This is a genomic window from Shewanella waksmanii ATCC BAA-643, from assembly GCF_000518805.1.
GTDB classification, from domain to species: domain Bacteria; phylum Pseudomonadota; class Gammaproteobacteria; order Enterobacterales; family Shewanellaceae; genus Shewanella; species Shewanella waksmanii.
Window position 1 is genome coordinate 45,561 of the sequence record NZ_JAEH01000008.1, and the last position, 19,472, is coordinate 65,032.

Below are 19,472 nucleotides of genomic sequence, written 5' to 3' on the forward strand. Positions count from 1 at the left end.
ACTAAATGTTTATACTGATTGGTATAAGCTGCTAACAACTTCTTGAAATTGGGCTCTATCACTAATAATGGTTTTTTTAATACTGCTATAATAAATGCATTAGTACTCAAAAAGGGTTAACTGGACGTAATGTACAGGCTTAACCATTTAGCCAATCCCATCTTATTTTATTTAGCTTTGCTGTTCACGGCGCTGTTTTGTGCGCCTAGTTTGAGTGCCGATAACACACCGCTAAAGTTCGGCATATCCATTGGTTTTCCACCTTATCAGTACCAAGTAGATGATTATCCCGCTGGTTTCGATGTCGATGTAGCCAAGCTTATTGCAAACAGCTTAGAGCGAGATTTTGAGTTTGTTCAGGGGCAATGGGATACCGTGCTCAATCAACTAAGGTTTGGTGAAATAGACCTGATTGTCGGCATGGAAATTAATTCTATTCGTGCGCGTGTATTTGATTTTTCAGCACCTTATTATGAACGCCGAGATGCGGTATTTGTATTGAGTGGCAATCAGTCGATTAAACAGTTGGCTGATCTCGAAGGCCGATTGGTTGCGGGCGATCGGCATTCAACCTTACAAAGCCAGTGGCAGCAACAGCAGAGCTTATACCAATATCGATTGCAAAATACCGCCAGTAAAGCAGTGTCGATGCAGCGTCTTGATTCAGGCCTTGTTGATGCGGCCATCATGCCTGAGGCGGTGGGACTATTTTTAGCAAAACAGCGTGGTGTTAAAGTGAGTATTTTAGCGCAACCTGCATCGGGGACGCCGGTTGCTGTGGCGGTAAAAAAGGGCAATGCCAGTCTGCATCAAGAGGTTAATCAGGCGGTTCAGCAATTGCTGGACTCTGGTGAAATTCCCCAGCTGTATCAGCGATGGTTCCATCGTAGTGATAATTAGCGGCTAGTTAGTCGTCAGGTCATGATCGGTATTTTGGCATCGAGTGATAGCCAATAAGCCGGGCCAAACTTCATCATAGTTACTCAAGTATCCTATATGTTTGCTAAGGATCAAATTTCCCGTTAGCTGATAAGTTATATCTGGAATGGGATACGGCGACGCGGTAAACTTATCAGCCTTTTTCCCCGCTAAGGAAGCAGTTTTGGCTCAGCTTTATTTTTACTACTCGGCAATGAACGCCGGCAAGTCGACATCGCTATTACAATCCTCATATAACTATCGTGAGCGCGGCATGAATACCTTAGTGATGACTGCATCGATAGATGATCGTTATGGCGTGGGTAAAGTGGCTTCTCGTATCGGCATCGAAACTGATGCGCAAGTCTTTGGTAGCCAAGATGATATCGCTAAGGTCATTGAGCAAGCACATCAACAAAAACCGCTGCATTGTATTTTGATTGACGAGTCGCAGTTCTTAAGTAAGCAGCAGGTTAAACAACTGACCTATGTGGTGGACGTGCTCGATATTCCGGTGCTGTGTTATGGCCTGAAAACTGACTTTCAGGGCGAACTGTTTAGCGGTAGCCAGTATTTACTCGCTTGGGCAGACAAGCTGATTGAGTTAAAGACCATTTGTCATTGCGGCCGCAAAGCGAACATGGTGTTGCGCCTAGATGGCGACGGCAAGCCAATGCGTGAGGGTGAGCAAGTGGCCATTGGTGGCAATGAGAGTTATGAGTCAGTGTGCCGAAAACATTTTCGTGAGTTTCTTTGGGATCAATAATCTCGCGCTAACGCACTATTGCAGTGACGCCAGTAGCTGACGCACACTGGCGCGACTGTTGTCTATTTCGGTAATAATTGCGCTGGCGCTTTGTTGATCTTGTGCCATGGATGACCAATGTTGTTGCCATACATTTTTTAGCTGCTGTGATTGTTGTTGCAGTGGCACTGTAGTGATCATCGATAGGTCAAAAACCAAGTTTACTTTAATCCAGCCTTTGCGCGGATTGCCACCAATAGGATCCTTGTCATAGTGAGCGGCATAGACAATCGCTTCTAACTCGGACAGCTGCAGTAATAACTCAAAGCTGGCCGCACGCATGGTATTGTTATGCTCACTGATCTCCATCCGCCATACGTTATAGCTAAAACCCACCAACGCAAACAGCATGCTAAACAATGCAGTGAATTGAAATAACTGACGACGAGATATCAACATGTCTGTAGTCATCCTTTTGTTATGGCTGCCATCGTGCCTCTATAAATGTGCTTGTGAACAAGTGTAGTGCCTAATTCAATGGCTTGTCACAAAATTAGGCGCGTTTAGCGTCGCGAAAGTCAGGCTTTTTAATCAGCTTTTCAAACGCTTGCCTGCTTAATCTAATTTAGCATTCGTGGTATTTGCGATCTGCTTCAAAATTCAACAAATGTAAACGCCGCTGATACATTTAATCTTGCACTGGGTCACAAACTCTCTGCGGCTAACAAGGCAAAATCCCGCCACCTTACTCTATATAACTAATTGAATCACAATGCGTAATAACCAGCCTGTGACAAACCAACAAGTGAGTTTGGCGGATGAAGATATCTTACTATCCACCACAGATCTCAAAGGTAACATTCGCTATGCCAATGATGATTTTTGCCGCATTTGTGGTTTTGAGCAGCAAGAGCTTGTCGGCCAACCTCATAATATTGTGCGTCACCCAGATATGCCCGAGCAGGCCTATAAAATGCTATGGCAAAGCTTGCAGCAAAACCAGTCTTGGATGGGGGTGGTTAAAAACCGCTGTAAAGATGGCGGCTATTATTGGGTTAATGCCTATGTGGCACCAGTGGTTAAAGATGGTAAGGTAGAGGAATACCAATCGGTGCGTCGCCGCGCCAGTGAGTCGCAGATTGAGCGTGCAAGTAGTGCCTATGCCAACATACAAAGTGGTCAGTCTCCGGCAGAACTCGATAAGCCGTTATTGAGTTTCACAGGGCAAATCAAATTGCATGCATTGGCGATGCTCATACTAAGCTTAGGCTGCGCTTTGGTATCACCTTGGCTAGCACTGGCGATGTTGTTGCCGATGTATGTTGGCCTTAATATGATTCTAAAGCCACTTAAGCGCCTCAACCAGCAGGCACAAGCGGTAATTGATGATCCGGTGGCGCGGCATATTTATACCGGACGTAATGATGAGATTGGTAATATCGCCTGCGCCATGGAGTTTGTAAACGCAGAAATATCGGGTGTAGTGGGGCGCATGGCTGACAGTGCAGCATCAATCGCCAATGATAACCAACAATTACTGGGCTCAATCACCGAGGCTGCTGGCAGAGCGGATGGTCAAAGCCAGCAAACCGCTCAAGCAGCTGCTGCGGTTGAGGAGCTAACAGCCAGTTTTAGCGAATTAAGCGGTCAGATCAAGCAAGTTGCCACCGAAGTTGAGCACAGCCAAGCCGCCGTTGCCAATGGCTATCAGCAGCTTGATGCCGTGGTCGCAACCATAGATGCATTGAACAGTGAAGTCGGTAATTTTGCCACTGTGGTCGCTGAGATTGAACAAGACAGTGTTGCCATTAATCAGGTGCTAGAGGTTATCAGCGCCATTGCTGAGCAAACCAATCTATTGGCGTTAAATGCCGCCATTGAAGCGGCGAGGGCTGGTGAGTCGGGTCGCGGTTTTGCCGTTGTTGCCGATGAAGTGCGGCAACTATCAGCAAGAACGGCAGAGTCGACTCGGCAGATAGATCAAATCATTGCCAAGTTTCAATCTAGCACCGCCAACGCCGCAACCACATTGGCGGCCGGTCAGGCACAGGCAAGTCAAGCAGTGGCATTAGTTAAAGACGCCGAGAGCGTATTTGCTGGGTTAGTGGCGACGATAGACAGCATAAATCAAATGACCGACCACAGCGCTAATGCCATGGGCGAGCAGGGAGAGGCGGCCACCGAAATCAGTGATTCATTGCAAGCGATAAGTGAACTGGCAAACGAAGGTTACAGCCAAGCGCAGCAAGATAAACATTTGGGTGAAAACACCGCTGATAAGTCATCAATGTCAAGGCAGCTTGCGCAGCAGTTTTGGCAACATTCGGTGCAACGGCTCAAGCGTAATTGAGCATAGTTATTGTTGGTGAGGCGAAGCTAAGCACTCGATGATTATTGATCAATATTACTGATTGAAAAAACAAAGCCACTCATATGAGTGGCTTTTTGTTGGCGCTTATTTGGCTTGTTATAACTGCATTTCAGGTACGTTTTCAGGCACTACTATTTTACCGGCAGTTTTGGCCACAATTTCTTCTACCGACACGCCAGGGGCGCGCTCTAATAAATGGAATGCACCGTCCTTTATTTCAATAAAGGCCAAATCGGTTAACACGCGCTTTATGCAGCCATATCCTGTGAGTGGCAGTTCGCATACTGGCAGCAGCTTAGAGTTACCTTTTTTATCGGCGTGCATCATAGTGACAATGATGTTGTCTGCACCGGCAACCAAATCCATTGCGCCGCCCATGCCTTTAATGAGTTTGCCTGGGATCATCCACGAGGCAATTGAGCCATTGACGTCGACCTCGAAGGCGCCTAACACAGTCAAATCTACGTGTCCGCCACGGATCATGGCAAAGCTCTTTGCCGATGAGAAGAACGATGCGCCGTCGATTGCGGTAACGGTTTGTTTACCGGCATTGATTAAATCAGCATCGATGGTCTCTTCTGTGGGAAACTCCCCCATGCCCAGAAGGCCATTTTCAGACTGCAACATGACTTCCATGCCCTGTGGAATATAGTTAGCAACCAAGGTTGGTATGCCTATGCCAAGGTTAACGTAGAAGCCGTCTTGTAGCTCTTGGGAAACACGCTGTGCTAATTGTTCTCTTGATAGTGCCATTATCGCTGCTCCCTTTTATGCTTTGACTGTGCGTTGTTCAATACGTTTCTCGAAGGTACCTTGAATCAATCTATCGACGTAGATCCCCGGCGTGTGGATGTGGTCAGGGTCAAGCTCACCAGGTGCGACAATATGCTCAGCTTCAACGACAGTGATTTTTCCGGCCGTTGCCATCATTGGGTTGAAGTTGGCTGCGGTTTTACGGAATACCAAGTTTCCCATGGTATCGGCTTTCCATGCTCTAACTAGGGCAAAATCAGCAGTGAGTGCAGGCTCTAGAACATAGTGTCGGCCATCAATTTCACGGGTTTCTTTGCCTTCAGCGACTGGGGTGCCGTAACCGGTTGCAGTGAAAAATGCCGGAATACCTGCGCCACCGGCACGGATTTTCTCTGCTAAGGTACCTTGTGGAGTCAAGATAACGTTGAGCTCTCCTGATAGCATTTGCTGCTCAAAGGTGGCGTTCTCGCCAACATAGGAGGCAATCATGGTATCAATCTGGCGACTCTTTAGCAGTAAGCCTAAGCCAAAGTCATCGACACCGGCATTGTTTGAGATAGCGGTTAAACCTGTGACACCCGTTTTTACCATTTGAGCAATCAGCCCCTCTGGAATGCCGCATAAGCCAAAGCCGCCAACCATCACGGTCATATCATTGCTAAGGCCTTCAAGGGCAGCTTCATAGCTGCCGACCAGTTTATTTAATCCTGCCATTATAATTATCTCCCTCAAAAGGTTGCAGCTATTGCGCTGCAGCCAGATTAATTCTTGATCGCCTGAGCCACTTTCGAACCATTGTTTCTGCCTACGGCTTGGCTGATCTGATCACCCGCTTGTGCAAGTAACGCTAGGTCAATACCAGTGTCTATGCCCATACCGTCAAGCATATAAACCAGATCTTCGGTGGCAAGATTACCTGACGCTCCCTTGGCATAGGGGCAACCACCGAGTCCCGCAACTGAACTATCAATGACACTCACGCCGGTTGCTAAACAGGCAAGAATGTTGGCTAACGCTTGACCATAGGTGTCATGGAAATGCAGCGCCAATTTATCAACCGGTACAACTTCAGCCACAGCCTCAACCATTCTACGGGCATTGTGTGGTGTGCCAACGCCTATCGTGTCGCCAAGCGAAATCTCATAACAGCCCATTTTGTAAAGAATCTCTGCCACACGTGCGACTTCAGCAACCGCGATATCGCCTTCATAAGGGCAACCTAATACGCATGAGACATAACCTCTCACCCGCACATTGTTCGCTTGAGCGGCTTGCATGACGGGGGCGAAGCGTTCAATTGACTCTTCAATGGAACAGTTAATGTTCTTTTGACTAAAGCTCTGTGAAGCTGCGCCAAAAATGGCAACTTCATCCGCACCAGCGTCAAGCGCAAGTTCCAAGCCCTTTAAATTAGGGGTCAAGGCGCTGTACGTTATGCCATCAACACGCTGCAGCTGGCGAAAAATATCTCCAGAATCGGCCATCTGTGGCACCCACTTGGGTGAGACAAAACTGCCAGCTTCAATGCGCTTAACGCCAGCTTGCGCCAATTGCTCAATGAGACGCAGTTTGTCTGCAGTGGTGACGGCTACTTCATTTTGTAAACCGTCACGGGGACCCACTTCAAAAATCGACACCTTATCGGCAAACATATTAGGCCTCTTGCTCGTTGGGTGTAACTTCTAAAAGCTGCGCACCATCTTCGACAAGCTCACCTGCATCAAAGAAAAATGCACTGACAACCCCATCAAATGGCGCTTCTATGGTGTACTCCATTTTCATCGCTTCCATCACTAACAGGCCTTGGCCTTGGGTCACTGCGTCGCCAACTTGAGCCAAGTGGGTGACAACCGTGCCATTCATCGGCGCTTTGAGTTTGTCTTCGTGGCTTGCTTGCTCTTCCGCTATTTCAGTTTGCACGGGTTTAAAGTGGTAACTGCCTTGGGGTAAAAATAAGGTAAAGCCTTCAGCATCTTGGCTAACGGGTACCTTGCTCTTGTGGCCATTAATTTCACCATGCAGCACATCGTCTTTAAGTGATGCCGATAACAACAGCTGCTGCTCATTAATTGTGACGCTAAATTCATTACCCACTTGAGTCAGCTGTAACTGTTGTAGCTGGTTAGTATCATCTAATAGTGCAATAGGGTGAATACTGGCACTGTTAAGCCTAAAGCCATTGGCGAGTCCCCAAGGAGAGTAGGGATCTTGGCTGTTTACGGCGTCGGCTTTAGCTTGTTGCTGCTGGGCGCAAACGGTGTACAAAGCGGCCATGGCTAGCGCTTGATTGTGCTGGTCTTCATTGTCGTCGAGTCTCGGCCCAATCAGGCTGTCTCCATAACGCTCAATAAAGTCGGTACAAAAATCGGCATCGGCAAAGGCTTGATGCTCTGCGATGTTGGCTAAAAATTCGATATTGTGTTTTAGCCCAGTAATTTGATATGAGCCTAACGCGTGCACTAGGCGTTGTAATGCCCGTGGGCGTGATTCATCCCAAACTATCAATTTGGCGATCATTGGGTCATAGAAATTGCTTATGACATCGTTTTCGCGGATCCCAGAGTCGATACGCACAAACTTATTCTGTTGTGGCTCACGCAAGAAATTGAGCTTACCGCTGGCTGGCAGAAAGTCATTGTGTGGATCTTCCGCATAGATACGCACTTCGAACGAATGGCCGTGAATGCGCACTTCATTTTGTTTCAATGGTAGTGGCGAGTTACTGGCGACCATTAACTGCCATTTTACCAAGTCTTGGCCGGTGACCAGTTCAGTGACCGGATGTTCAACCTGCAAGCGGGTATTCATTTCCATGAAATAAAAACTGTCGTCAGTATCCAGTAGAAACTCCACGGTACCGGCGCCTACATAGTCAATGGCCTTGGCAGCAGCAACAGCCGCTTCACCCATTTGTTTACGCAAGGCATCGCTCAAACCCGGTGCAGGTGCCTCTTCTACCACTTTTTGGTGGCGACGTTGAATCGAGCAGTCGCGATCTGAGAGGTAAATGCAGTCACCAAAGTTATCGGCAAATACTTGTACTTCTACGTGGCGCGGTTGACGCAAATAACGTTCAATCAGCAGCTTATCATTGCCAAATGAAGATGCTGCTTCACGTCGTGCAGAGTTGATGGCTTCTAACGCCTCAGCTTGGGATTCAACAATACGCATCCCTTTACCGCCACCGCCGTAGGCTGCTTTAATGAGTTGCGGGAAGCCAATCTCGGTTGATGCTTTTAGCAGTACTTGATCAGATTGTTCATCACCATGGTAGCCCGGTACTAGCGGGACGTTAGCTTTGCCCATGATCTCTTTAGCGGCACTTTTGCTGCCCATGGCGTCAATTGCTGCCGCGCCAGGGCCAACGAAGGCAATATCGTTCTGTTCACATAGGCGAGCGAAATCGGCGTTTTCAGATAAGAAACCATAGCCTGGGTGAATTGCCTGTGCGCCTGCTCGTTTAGCGATCTCTATGATTAATTCGCCCTTCAGATAAGAATCTGCTGGTGCGCTGCCGCCAAGATAAAATGACTCATCGGCCATGGCAACATGGCGGGCCTCTTTATCCGCATCGGAGTAGAGGGCAACGGTGCTAACGCCCATGGCTTTAGCGGTTTTTATGATACGGCAAGCAATCTCACCGCGGTTTGCAATCAGTAATTTGGTAAACATATCAGGACACTCTCTGTGTTGTGTTTACAAAAGGGCCAGTGAGGATATTATTCATTGTTGTTATGCCTCAGTGTGCCATTGGGGGGGGGCGCGCTTATCGAAAAAGGCATTGAGCCCTTCTTGACCTTCATCGGAGACTCGAATGCGGGCGATACGCTCACTGGTGTGGGCACGGGTATCGTCATCAATCTCGCCATTTTCTAAGTGGCTTAACAGTGCCTTAGTCCAAGCCATACCTTGTGGGCTATTGGCTTTAAACGCATCGATAAAAGGTTGTGCTGCGGCGAGTAAGTCATCGTTAATTTCGTGGATGACTTGAAGGTGTTGTGCGGTAGTCACATCGAATCGCTCGGCGGTCATCATATAGCGCCGCGCTGCGCGTTGGCCCATGGCACGAGTAACGTAGGGACTAATGACTGCTGGAATTAAACCGAGTTTAACTTCGCTTAGACAAAAACTGGCGCGCGAATTAGCAATTGCAATATCGCAGCAGCAGATCAAGCCGAGTGCGCCACCGAAAGCGGCACCTTGCACTAATGCGATGCTAGGTTTAGCAAACTTATCCAGTTCATGCATTAAGGTGGCGAGCTCATTGGCATCGGCTAGGTTTTGTTGAAAGTCCATCTTGGCTTGCTTACGCATCCAATTAAGATCGGCGCCTGCGCTGAAGTTTTTCCCCGCGGCGCTGAGCACTAACAACTGGCATTCATCGCGTTTAGCCAATACTCGTAGACTCGTGATAATTTCATTAATCATCACCTCGTCAAAGGCGTTGTGTTTGTCTGCTCGGTCAAGTTCAATATGGCCGATGCCATCTTCAATATGGCAGCGGACAAAATTAAAATGTTGGGTTTCAGGTAGCATGGTTAAGCCCTTATTGTGTTGATTGGCTAGTGCCATTACATTCTGAAAACACCAAACTTGGTGTCAGCGATTGGCGCATTAAGTGCCGCAGATAGGGCTAAGCCCACCACGTCACGTGTTTGTGCTGGGTCAGTAATGCCGTCATCCCATAATCTGGCACTGGCATGATAAGGGTGGCCCTCTTTATCATACTGCTCGACAATCGGTTGCCTGAACTTGGCTTCATCTTCTGCTGACCATTCAACACCTTTACGGGCCAAGCCATCACGGCGCACTGTTGCCAAAACGCCAGCAGCTTGCTCTCCGCCCATTACCGAGATACGCGCATTGGGCCACATCCACATCATAGTGGGTTCGAAGGCGCGGCCACACATACCGTAGTTACCGGCGCCGTAACTGCCACCTATGATGACGGTAAATTTAGGCACGGTGGCGCATGACACTGCCGTGACCATTTTGGCGCCGTGTTTAGCAATGCCTTCATGCTCATATTTTTTGCCGACCATGAAGCCGGTAATATTTTGTAAAAACAGCAGCGGAATTTTGCGTTGGCAACACAGTTCAATAAAGTGCGCGCCTTTTTGTGCCGACTCTGAAAATAAAATGCCATTGTTGGCCACTATCCCTACGGGGTAGCCATGAATACGTGCAAAACCACACACTAAGGTATTACCGTAATTGGCTTTAAATTCATCAAAGTCTGAGTCATCAACAATACGGGCGATGACTTCTTTAACATCGAAAGGTTTTTTCAGATCGGTGCCAACGATACCGTAGAGCTCATTGATATCAAACTGCGGCGGTTTAACTGCACTCAGTTGCGCTTCAATTTGCTTATTGTGGTTGAGTCTAGCAACGGACTTACGGGCCAGTTCAAGCGCATGGTCATCATTTTGCGCCATGTGATCAGCCACACCCGATATTTTGGTGTGCACTTCAGCGCCACCAAGTTCCTCGGCCGAGACCTCCTCTCCAGTTGCTGCTTTTACCAGTGGTGGACCGGCTAAGAAAATGGTGCCTTGCTCTTTAACGATAATTGACTCATCCGCCATGGCTGGCACATAGGCGCCGCCAGCGGTACAAAGTCCCATCACTACGGCGACTTGAGGGATACCTTTGGCAGACATTTGCGCCTGGTTATAAAAGATACGGCCAAAGTGGTCACGGTCTGGAAATACTTCATCTTGGCGAGGCAGGTTAGCGCCGCCAGAATCGACAAGGTAGATACACGGTAGGTGACAGCGTTCAGCAATTTCTTGGGCGCGAAGGTGTTTTTTTACCGTGATGGGGTAATAGGTACCGCCCTTAACGGTCGCATCGTTGGCGATGATCATGCATTCAACACCGCTCACTCGGCCAATACCGGCGATAATGCCAGCGGCAGGTACTACATCATCATACACATCATATGCGGCAAACTGTGACAGCTCTAAGAAAGGAGAGCCAGCATCGAGCAGTTTTTCTACTCGTTGTCTCGGTAGCAGCTTGCCCCGTGACAAATGACGCTCGCGGGCGACGGCACCGCCACCTTGTTCAATAGTATGCAGTTGCTGTTTAAGGTCGGCCACAACGGCGGCCATCTCTTGGTGTTTGGTTTTAAACTCATCGCTACGAGCGTTGATTCGGCTGCTTAATTGCGTCACGGCAATGTCCTTCTTAGCACAAAATGAGGAGAGGTCGGCAAAGACGCAGCAGCGGGGAATCTGCTGCGCCTCAATGAACTATTTAGATTCGTTAAATAGTTCACGTCCGATCAGCATGCGGCGTATTTCAGAGGTGCCCGCACCAATTTCATACAGCTTAGCGTCACGTAACAGTCGCCCTGTGGCGTATTCATTAACGTAACCATTACCGCCTAATAATTGAATGGCATCTAAGGCCATTTTGGTGGCTAACTCAGCACTATATAAAATGGCGCCAGCAGCATCCTTACGGGTGGTTTCACCACGATCGCAAGATTTAGCCACATTGTAGATGTAAGATTTAGCCGCATTCATTCCGGTGTACATGTCGGCAAGTTTGCCTTGTACCAGCTGGAATTGACCTATGGACTTACCAAACTGCTCACGTTCATGAATGTAAGGAACAACAATGTCCATGCAGGCGGTCATGATGCCCAGAGGGCCGCCTGATAACACAACACGTTCATAATCTAGGCCGCTCATTAATACTTTTACGCCATTGTTTAAGCCACCAAGAATGTTTTCTTCTGGTACTTCTACATTATCGAATACCAGCTCACAGGTGTTGGAACCACGCATGCCTAACTTGTCGAGCTTTTGCGCTTGGGTAAAGCCTTTGTAACCACGTTCAACAATAAAGGCAGTAATACCGTGGGCACCTTTATCTAAATCTGTTTTGGCGTAGATAACGTAGGTATCGGCATCGGGACCATTGGTGATCCACATTTTATTGCCGTTTAAGATGTAACGGTCGCCTTCTTTGCGGGCGTGCAGTTTCATCGACACTACATCTGAGCCCGCGTTGGGCTCGCTCATGGCGAGCGCACCAATATGCTCACCGCTGACCAATTTTGGCAAGTACTTGGCTTTTTGAGCATCGTTACCATTGCGGTTGATTTGGTTAACACACAGGTTAGAGTGTGCACCATAACTCAGACCAATTGACGCCGAAGCTCGAGAAATTTCTTCCATGGCAACCACATGGGCCAAATAGCCCATATCTGCGCCGCCGTACTGTTCTGGTACGGTAACACCTAACAAACCCATCTCACCGAGTACCGGCCAAAGTTCATTTGGAAAGGCGTTCTGTTCATCGACTTGCGCGGCAATTGGCGCAATTTCATTGGCGGCAAAGCTCTGTACCGCATCGCGGAGCATATCGACATCTTCACCGAGGCCGAAATTGAGAGATGAGTAGAGTTGAGTCATGGTTGATGTCCTGTCATGTTCTTTTATTAGTATTGTTATTTTTGCTAACTATTTGCTTGTGTTAAATTTTTAAGGTCTTGCAGTATGGCTAATGACTTAAACTTTTTGTTGTTCTTCTAGGGCTGCGCGGCACTGCTGCTCAGCACTGTTAAGCTCCATCAGTACCACTTTGATGTCATCCATTTGCTGCTGCAGTGCTGATTTTTTCTCTTCGACTAAATCGAGCATGGTTTGCAGCTGTGAAGAGCTGTTTTTATCGGCATCGTACAGTTCGAATAGTCGACGGGTTTCTGCCAATGAAAACCCTAAGCGCTTACCGCGCAAAATCAGTTTCAGGCGTACTCGATCTTTTAAGCCGTAAATACGTGTTTGCCCACGGCGCTTAGGTTTGAGTAAGCCTTGGTCTTCGTAAAAACGAATACTACGGGTAGTAATATCGAACTCTTTTGATAACTCACTAATGGAGTAAGTCGTCTGTGGGGCGTGGTTTTCGCTCATTAATAACACCATAAAATTTAACGTTTCCAGCACAATATATGAAGTTTACGTAAAGGTAAAGCTTGTGGGTGGCGCAGAACTTGAATTTGACTCAAAAAGGTGTCAGGAAAAACTGACGTTTTACTGACTAAAATGACTAACTTATTAAAATAATTAAATTTTTAAACGGGTGTTTAAATGGGGTTAGCTGATGGTTTTACCACTTAACGTCGACGATAGCCCTAGTTATTCTAAGGTCTAATGGGCAATTTTACTTAGCGCGCGATAATTGAGCTATCAGTATTGCCCATTATATAAACAATATTTGCCACTTGGCAGGGCGCTGTCACTGAGGGAATAACACGTAGATGTTTATACCTTCAATCATACAAGCAAGGGGAAGGACAAGTTGGTTTTGCATGGCGCTACCTTCACCACAAGGTGGTGGCCAAATTAATGCAAGTTGACTTGCCAAGGAGACTAACTATGAAGGATTTACATCAGCAGCTGCATCAACAAGCAAACCAACATCCCGATGAGTTTTGGGCACAAGCTGCGCAAAGCATTGCCTGGCAAAAAACTTGGGATAAAGTGCTTGATAGCGACAACGCTCCAATGTACCAATGGTTCAGCGGCGCCGAACTGAACACCTGTTACAACGCGGTCGATCGCCATGTTGCTCAAGGGCGTGGCAATCAGGTCGCGATCCAGTATGTCAGTCCTGTCACGGATACCGAATACGGCATCACCTATGAAGAACTCCAAGCCCAGGTCAGCCGGCTGGCGGGCTTTATGGCACAGCGCGGGGTGAAAAAAGGCGACCGGGTGGTGATATATATGCCGATGATCCCCGAAACGGCATACGCCATGCTTGCCTGTGCGCGCTTAGGGGCTATCCATTCAGTGGTTTTTGGCGGCTTTGCTGCGAATGAGCTAGCGACCCGAATAGATGATGCTAAGCCGACTATGATTTTATCTGCCTCTTGCGGTATTGAGCCCTCTGGCGTGGTGGCATATAAACCGTTATTGGATGAAGCTTTGCAGCAGGCGCAACATCAAGTGAGTAGTTGCGTGGTGCTCAATCGCCCCCAATATACCGCTGAGTTGCTACCCGGCAGAGATTGGGATTGGCAGAGCTGTGTGGCTGCGGCTAGCCATATCGATTGTGTCAGCGTGAGCGCAACTGATCCGCTATATGTGTTGTATACCTCAGGTACCACAGGCCAGCCCAAAGGGGTGGTACGCGACAATGGTGGCCACGCGGTCGCCCTGAGTTGGTCGATGAAACACATTTACGATATTGAAGCTGGCGATACTTTTTGGGCCGCATCCGATGTGGGCTGGGTAGTGGGCCACTCTTATATTGTTTATGGCCCTTTGCTGGTGGGCGCGACCACACTTTTATATGAAGGTAAACCGGTTGGCACGCCAGATCCCGGGGCATTTTGGCGCACTATTGCCAAGTATAATGTCAAAAGCTTCTTTACGGCGCCAACAGCAATACGTGCGATAAAGCGTGATGACCCCACTGGTGAATACATCAAAACAGTCGATTTAAGCTGCCTTAAAAATCTATTTTTGGCTGGTGAACGATGTGACCCAGACACCTTGTATTGGGCGCAAGAGCAACTGCAAAAACCGGTGATAGATCACTGGTGGCAAACTGAAACTGGTTGGCCAGTGGCCGCAAATATGATGGGCACGGCACCCGTAGAGATAAAAGCGGGATCGCCAGCGCTGCCGGTACCTGGTTACGATGTGCAAGTGGTTGATGAAATGGGCGAGCAAGTTGCAGCCAATGAGTCTGGCAATGTGGTGATTAAGCTGCCACTACCGCCTGGCACATTAGCCACGTTATGGGGTAACGAAGCACGTTATAAAGACAGCTATTTGAGTATGTACCCCGGCTTTTATCTTACCGGAGATGCCGGTTATATGGATGAGGACGGTTATCTGTATATTATGAGCCGCATTGATGACATCATTAACGTTGCCGGACACCGTTTATCCACCGGCCGTTTTGAGGAAGTACTTTGCCAGCACGACGCCGTAGCGGAAGCAGCGGTTATTGGTGTCGATGACAAGCTAAAAGGGCAGGTGCCATTGGGATTGGTAGTACTTAAAAAAGGCGTTCATTTAACCGATGAACAGCTTTACAAAGAGCTTATCGCGTTAGTGCGTGAGCAAATTGGTCCCGTAGCGGCATTTCGTTTAGTCAGTGCCGTACAAAAGTTACCAAAGACCCGCTCAGGTAAAATCCTACGCGGCACCATGCGTAAGATTGCTGACAATCAAGCCTTTAATATGCCAGCGACCATTGAAGATCCACAAACTTTAGATTTAGTGCGTAATGCGTTGACCCGCATGGGTTATGCCGATGCCCATGTGTAATGCCTTGCACCTGCAAGCGTGATAACAGGGCCGCAGCTAGTAGGTCTATATACCTGAATTAGCCTGGCTATACCTAGCTGATATAGTATCAGCTAGGTTTATCGCTTGCGGTGGGTAATATACAAATCACTTGTAATACCAATCAGTATAAGAATTTGATCTACTCAGCGCGCTTTTGGCAAACTAATTCAAGGCGAATAACTGAAACAATGGTTGCTCCCTTGTGAGGTTATTCAACGCAGAAGTAGGCAGCCAAAAACGCGCCAGAATGGCGAGTTTTAGCGATTCTGATGCTGTGTTAACGAGCTTAACCGTAGAATAACTATGCTCTTCACTCGTTGCCTTGCCTCAGAATCGCTAAACTCTCGCTGAGTGACTAAATGTTTATACTGATTGGTATAACACACCATAGATACTCCCAAATTGGCTTACCGGCGATATCCTGTCGCCGAGAGTCAATGCGCATTGACATTATTGCAGTTTTTTCTTCGACTTGCTGTTGCTGTATAACTTAGCAGAAGGGCAAATGTGCGAGTAACAAGTCTCAAAAACTATAGACGAAACGGCGATTGCAGTAGTATTCGTGCTCTGTTAAGTTGCTAATATTATTGCGTTAAAGTTAGCGTGATTGTCGATTTATGATGATTACTTGCTCGGATGTCGCAAGGAGCCGGCGGTAATACATTGGTAACGTATGTAGACAGTAATGAATATTGGAGTTTATCGAATGGAGTTGGTTTCTCAATATGGCACAAGTGTGTTGGTGCTAGGTTTATCAGGGATGTTGTTTTTTATCCAATTGTTAGTTGCGGACATTACCGGCATAAAACAGAAACAGATCCCAGGTACAGCTATTACAGGCGGCCATGATAGTTTTTTGTTTGGTTCTAGCCGAGCATTCGCCAATAGTAACGAAACAGTTGGCATATTGGTTTTATTTATTCTGTTCTCGATTTTCTCCTCAGCCAACCCGACTTGGGTAAACAATTTGTCGCTAGTGTATTTGTTTGGTCGCATTGGTCATATGATGTGTTATTACGCAAATTTTCAATTGATGCGTAGCGTCTCATTTGTGGTAAGTGCGATTGGCTTAGCCGGTATATTTGTTTCAGGTATTCTCCGTTGGCTGTGAACTTCCCCTTAAACAGGTGGAAATTTTCAAGCAACCACGATATGAAAATAGCACGGAGCGTAGTAACGAGTTTTTGCTATGTTGTGCTTGGTTGCGCAAATTAGGCAAACAATTGTTATGTTTTAGGACGGGACACCAGCAGGGATGATGATCAGATATCTAATTTTTATTGCTTCACTCAATGTAAGCTACGCGGCTGCACAGCCTGGCTTAAATTTCTCAGCACTGAAAACTCAGTTAGATAACCAAGCCCCTAAAATTTTGCAAAAGCATGGCGCGCCTGGCGTGGCAATAGCCTTTGTGCAAGGTGATGACGTAGTCGGTTTTACAGCATATGGTTTTGCTGATGTTGCCACCCAAAAGCCAATAACAAAAGATACCCTGTTTAATGTTGGGTCCATTTCAAAAGTGGTGACCACATGGGGTGTGATGCAACTCGTAGTTGAGGGAAAGGTAGAGTTAGATAAACCCATCAATCAATATTTAAAGCGCTGGAAAATTCCTGACTCTGAATTTGGCGTCGAAAAGGTGACTTTAAGAAATGTGTTATCTCATACATCTGGACTGTCTTTGGGGCCCTATAGGGGTTGGAACTCTGCTGCGCAGGTTCCATCTTCAATTGTTGATTCGTTGCAAGGCAATAACAATGGCGCTGGGCTAGTTAAATTGCTACACGCGCCAGATTCAAAGTGGTCATATTCCGGAGGGGGGTATTCGGTTGTTCAACTGTTAATTGAAGATGTATCAGGCTTGAGTTTCGAAAACTATATGCAACAGTCGGTACTTAAACCCTTGGCGATGAATCACTCTACATTTAAGGTGACACCGAAGGTTATGGAGCAATCGGCAACGCCATATACCGACAGTGGCGATATAACCTCAATGGTCTATTTTGTAGAGCATGCCGCTGCAGGTCTGCATACAACGGCGATGGATTTGGCTCGTTTCAATTTGGCAATTCTTAAAAACGAGCAAGGTGAATACAATGGTGCTCAGTTGCTACCTAAAGCATTGATTGCAGATATGACTACCCCTGCTAATACTGGCGGACGCTGGAGTATGAGTTACGTGGTTGACCAAAGTAATGCCAGTTTAGGGTTTGCTGGATTTAATCGTGGCTGGGTGTCGTTGAGTCGTTCGATGACGGCACAAAACATCGGTTATGTCATTCTAACTAACAGTAGTATTGGCCAGATTACTAACGATCTTGATAGTTTTATTTTGTCTAAAGTGGCTGAATCGCAAGCTAATTAGGCGCTTAAAGGCGGCTTTGTAATAAGCTCTTTAAAAAGGATTTAAATCAGTTGTGGTCAAAAATATTAGCAATAACTCTGTGTGTTCTGCTCGGCTACTCGGTTGCCAGTTTTCAGCTAGCCGTGCAGAGCTTAACGAGGAGATCGGTGACTATCAAAGGGAGATCCTCATCGCAGCAAGATTACTGCAAGAATACAGCGACAATTGTGCCACGGTAAAGCACAGTAATTTCTCACCTTATGTTGAGCACTCGGTAAGTCGTTACGCTTTATTGGTTGATAAAGCTGAGGGCTTTCCCTATTTTATGGGCGAGTCTTTTACTTTAGATCATCAAGAGTCTGTTGTTGGGTTCGAACAACAAGTTGAGCAGATGCATAAGGCGGTGAGTTTGTGCGAATAAAGCCAGTCCAGATCTAAATTGACTAAGCGATAGCTATTTAGCGACTGAAGCAAACCGATGCAGGCTAATTCTTCATGGAATGAAATGGCTTTTTAAAGTGCCCAATTGGGCTATCAGGGACGATTAATGAATAAATTTGTAATACTCATAGGCATATTTTTTTCTGCTGCTTTAGCGGCAAATGACAAGCTGCTAATAGAAAATATCACCATAGTGTCATCGCATTTAAGCGCGCCAAACACGAATATGAATGTGCTGCTTAACAATGGTCGAATTGAGCAAATCACCTCGCAAAAAATCACTGATTACGATGCTAAAATAGACGGCGTTGATAAATTTCTGGCTCCAGGGTTGATGGACAGCCACGTGCATGTTTCCTCTGTGCCAGGTATGGGGTTTGGTGTAGAACCCTTGGCGGTCAAGCATCCGCAAATTGTTGCGGCGTACTATGAGCAGCAACCAAAAAGCTTTTTATATTACGGTGTGACCCAAGTACTGGATCCTAACCCAGGCTTAAACTCCAAGCATTTTACCAATGCGGCTAACCATCCTGATTATTTTCGCTGTGAGGTGATCACGTCAAAAGACACTTTTCCTTATGTAGAAAAAACAGACTCGCTTTCTCAGTCTATGTATCGTTATTTAGTCGATGAGGCGGCGGCAGCGAATAAGCCTGATTCCGCAGAGAGTTTAGTGCAACAAATAGCCAGTTCGGGGGCTTCGTGTATTAAACTCTACTTTGAAGACGGCTACGGTGATGCCAATCAATGGCAGCTGTTATCTTCAGCGACGCTAAAGCGCATTAAAGTGGAGGCTGATAAACATAATCTTTTGATAGTGGCCCATGCCAATGCGTTTGATATGCAGCAGTTGGCCCTTGCTGCTGGCGTAGATGTGATTGCCCACGGCATGTGGAACTGGGGTCAATTTCGTCGCCACCGAGATGTGCCTGCAGAGATAGCTGCCACGCTCGATGTTATCATTGATGAGCAAGTAGGTTACATGCCAACCCAAAGAGTGATTGCTGGACTAGGAGAGGTTATGCTCCCCACAACGGCAAGTTCTCCGCAGTTTTTAGCTGTGACTCCAGCGCCTCTTTTAGACTGGTACCAAACTCCACAGGCGCAGTGGTTCAAAGAGGAGTTACGCATAGGGTTCGACGGCATGGCCGACAACGCGATTGCTGAGATATTTTTATATGGGCGCATCGGCAAGGGCAACAAAGTGATCCAGTATCTTAATCATGCTAACCATCCAATATTATTGGCCTCTGATTTTCCTGGTAGTCCGAGCTATGCCAATCAACCGGGATTAACCACCTTCCAAGAGATGAAAGCGATGGCAAATGCGGGGTTATCTCCTGCACAAGTACTGGCGGCCGCCACGATAAATAATGCCAAGCAGTTTAAGATGGATGCTGACTATGGCACGGTGCAAGTGGGTAAAAAGGCTAACCTGTTAGTCCTTGAGCGTAACCCGCTAGCGTCTGTTGAGGCATGGGATAGTATTGAAACCGTTATATTGAATGGTAAGCCAATTGCTAGGCAGGTGTTGGTTGCAGGCAATGAAAAGTCGCTGAATTAAACTCGGTTAATATTGTTGGT

Annotated in this window: 17 protein-coding genes; 8 read left to right on the forward strand and 9 right to left on the reverse strand. The window is 47.1% G+C overall.

The window, feature by feature from the left end; genetic code table 11:
- The first annotated feature begins 129 nt into the window (after positions 1-129).
- Both L865_RS24490 and L865_RS0105315 read left to right on the forward strand, forming a co-directional pair.
- Positions 130-900 (forward strand): transporter substrate-binding domain-containing protein, encoded by a 771-nt coding sequence (locus tag L865_RS24490; RefSeq protein ID WP_051484455.1) that lies wholly within the window; start codon positions 130-132, stop codon positions 898-900.
- Positions 901-1,102: 202 nt separating this feature from the next.
- A complete protein-coding gene (locus tag L865_RS0105315; RefSeq protein ID WP_028772278.1) occupies positions 1,103-1,684 on the forward strand; it encodes a thymidine kinase in 582 nt (193 codons plus the stop codon).
- Between the two features lie 15 nt (positions 1,685-1,699).
- On the opposite strand, the gene L865_RS0105320 is transcribed toward L865_RS0105315, so the two are convergent.
- Positions 1,700-2,122, reverse strand: a complete 423-nt coding sequence (locus L865_RS0105320) for a hypothetical protein (protein ID WP_028772279.1) — start codon at positions 2,120-2,122, stop codon at positions 1,700-1,702.
- A 313-nt stretch (positions 2,123-2,435) separates the two neighbouring features.
- On the opposite strand from L865_RS0105320, the gene L865_RS0105325 reads away from it, so the two are divergent.
- Positions 2,436-4,013: a methyl-accepting chemotaxis protein gene (locus L865_RS0105325; protein ID WP_028772280.1), complete on the forward strand. Its 1,578-nt coding sequence runs from the start codon at positions 2,436-2,438 to the stop codon at positions 4,011-4,013.
- Positions 4,014-4,130: 117 nt separating this feature from the next.
- Here the strand turns inward: L865_RS0105325 and L865_RS0105330 are convergent, their stop codons facing one another.
- The 8 genes from L865_RS0105330 to L865_RS0105365 all read right to left on the reverse strand — a co-directional run bounded on the left by L865_RS0105330 (position 4,131) and on the right by L865_RS0105365 (position 12,712).
- On the reverse strand, positions 4,131-4,787 hold the full coding sequence (locus L865_RS0105330) for a 3-oxoacid CoA-transferase subunit B (protein WP_028772281.1): 657 nt from the start codon (positions 4,785-4,787) through the stop codon (positions 4,131-4,133).
- A gap of 15 nt (positions 4,788-4,802) precedes the next feature.
- Positions 4,803-5,501, reverse strand: a complete 699-nt coding sequence (locus L865_RS0105335) for a CoA transferase subunit A (RefSeq protein WP_028772282.1) — start codon at positions 5,499-5,501, stop codon at positions 4,803-4,805.
- Between the two features lie 47 nt (positions 5,502-5,548).
- Positions 5,549-6,439, reverse strand: a complete 891-nt coding sequence (locus tag L865_RS0105340; protein ID WP_028772283.1) for a hydroxymethylglutaryl-CoA lyase — start codon at positions 6,437-6,439, stop codon at positions 5,549-5,551.
- Position 6,440: 1 nt separating this feature from the next.
- Positions 6,441-8,459: an acetyl/propionyl/methylcrotonyl-CoA carboxylase subunit alpha gene (locus L865_RS0105345; protein WP_028772284.1), complete on the reverse strand. Its 2,019-nt coding sequence runs from the start codon at positions 8,457-8,459 to the stop codon at positions 6,441-6,443.
- 60 nt (positions 8,460-8,519) lie between these two features.
- Entirely contained in the window at positions 8,520-9,359 is an 840-nt protein-coding gene (locus L865_RS0105350) for an enoyl-CoA hydratase-related protein (RefSeq protein WP_425423607.1), read from the reverse strand.
- Positions 9,359-10,966 (reverse strand): carboxyl transferase domain-containing protein, encoded by a 1,608-nt coding sequence (locus L865_RS0105355; RefSeq protein WP_028772286.1) that lies wholly within the window; start codon positions 10,964-10,966, stop codon positions 9,359-9,361. Before L865_RS0105355 ends, L865_RS0105350 begins: the two co-directional genes overlap by 1 nt.
- 78 nt (positions 10,967-11,044) lie before the next feature.
- The gene (locus tag L865_RS0105360; protein ID WP_028772287.1) at positions 11,045-12,214 is read right to left on the reverse strand and encodes an isovaleryl-CoA dehydrogenase; all 1,170 of its coding nucleotides are present in this window, start codon (positions 12,212-12,214) and stop codon (positions 11,045-11,047) included.
- A gap of 96 nt (positions 12,215-12,310) precedes the next feature.
- Positions 12,311-12,712, reverse strand: coding sequence for a MerR family transcriptional regulator (locus L865_RS0105365; protein WP_028772288.1), 402 nt, complete (start codon positions 12,710-12,712; stop codon positions 12,311-12,313).
- A gap of 465 nt (positions 12,713-13,177) precedes the next feature.
- On the opposite strand from L865_RS0105365, the gene L865_RS0105370 reads away from it, so the two are divergent.
- The 5 genes from L865_RS0105370 to L865_RS0105390 all read left to right on the forward strand — a co-directional run bounded on the left by L865_RS0105370 (position 13,178) and on the right by L865_RS0105390 (position 19,452).
- A complete protein-coding gene (locus tag L865_RS0105370; RefSeq protein WP_028772289.1) occupies positions 13,178-15,082 on the forward strand; it encodes a propionyl-CoA synthetase in 1,905 nt (634 codons plus the stop codon).
- Between the two features lie 706 nt (positions 15,083-15,788).
- A complete protein-coding gene (locus L865_RS0105375) occupies positions 15,789-16,214 on the forward strand; it encodes an MAPEG family protein (RefSeq protein ID WP_245608396.1) in 426 nt (141 codons plus the stop codon).
- 144 nt (positions 16,215-16,358) lie between these two features.
- Complete coding sequence (locus L865_RS0105380; RefSeq protein WP_245608397.1) at positions 16,359-17,468, forward strand: serine hydrolase domain-containing protein; 1,110 nt, start codon at positions 16,359-16,361, stop codon at positions 17,466-17,468.
- Between the two features lie 52 nt (positions 17,469-17,520).
- On the forward strand, positions 17,521-17,868 hold the full coding sequence (locus L865_RS0105385; RefSeq protein ID WP_028772292.1) for a hypothetical protein: 348 nt from the start codon (positions 17,521-17,523) through the stop codon (positions 17,866-17,868).
- A 126-nt stretch (positions 17,869-17,994) separates the two neighbouring features.
- On the forward strand, positions 17,995-19,452 hold the full coding sequence (locus tag L865_RS0105390; protein WP_028772293.1) for an amidohydrolase family protein: 1,458 nt from the start codon (positions 17,995-17,997) through the stop codon (positions 19,450-19,452).
- The last annotated feature ends 20 nt before the right edge of the window (positions 19,453-19,472 follow it).

Excerpts from the sequence above, each read along its gene's own strand:
- L865_RS0105325 (WP_028772280.1), top strand. The coding sequence starts at position 2,436 with ATGCGTAATAACCAGCCTGTGACAAACCAACAAGTGAGTTTGGCGGAT.
- L865_RS0105390 (WP_028772293.1), top strand. The coding sequence starts at position 17,995 with ATGAATAAATTTGTAATACTCATAGGCATATTTTTTTCTGCTGCTTTA.
- L865_RS0105380 (WP_245608397.1), top strand. The coding sequence starts at position 16,359 with ATGATGATCAGATATCTAATTTTTATTGCTTCACTCAATGTAAGCTAC.
- L865_RS0105320 (WP_028772279.1), bottom strand. The coding sequence starts at position 2,122 with ATGTTGATATCTCGTCGTCAGTTATTTCAATTCACTGCATTGTTTAGC.
- L865_RS0105375 (WP_245608396.1), top strand. The coding sequence starts at position 15,789 with ATGAATATTGGAGTTTATCGAATGGAGTTGGTTTCTCAATATGGCACA.
- L865_RS0105335 (WP_028772282.1), bottom strand. The coding sequence starts at position 5,501 with ATGGCAGGATTAAATAAACTGGTCGGCAGCTATGAAGCTGCCCTTGAA.
- L865_RS0105340 (WP_028772283.1), bottom strand. The coding sequence starts at position 6,439 with ATGTTTGCCGATAAGGTGTCGATTTTTGAAGTGGGTCCCCGTGACGGT.
- L865_RS0105345 (WP_028772284.1), bottom strand. The coding sequence starts at position 8,459 with ATGTTTACCAAATTACTGATTGCAAACCGCGGTGAGATTGCTTGCCGT.
- L865_RS0105350 (WP_425423607.1), bottom strand. The coding sequence starts at position 9,359 with ATGGCACTAGCCAATCAACACAATAAGGGCTTAACCATGCTACCTGAA.
- L865_RS24490 (WP_051484455.1), top strand. The coding sequence starts at position 130 with ATGTACAGGCTTAACCATTTAGCCAATCCCATCTTATTTTATTTAGCT.
- L865_RS0105330 (WP_028772281.1), bottom strand. The coding sequence starts at position 4,787 with ATGGCACTATCAAGAGAACAATTAGCACAGCGTGTTTCCCAAGAGCTA.
- L865_RS0105365 (WP_028772288.1), bottom strand. The coding sequence starts at position 12,712 with ATGAGCGAAAACCACGCCCCACAGACGACTTACTCCATTAGTGAGTTA.
- L865_RS0105370 (WP_028772289.1), top strand. The coding sequence starts at position 13,178 with ATGAAGGATTTACATCAGCAGCTGCATCAACAAGCAAACCAACATCCC.
- L865_RS0105360 (WP_028772287.1), bottom strand. The coding sequence starts at position 12,214 with ATGACTCAACTCTACTCATCTCTCAATTTCGGCCTCGGTGAAGATGTC.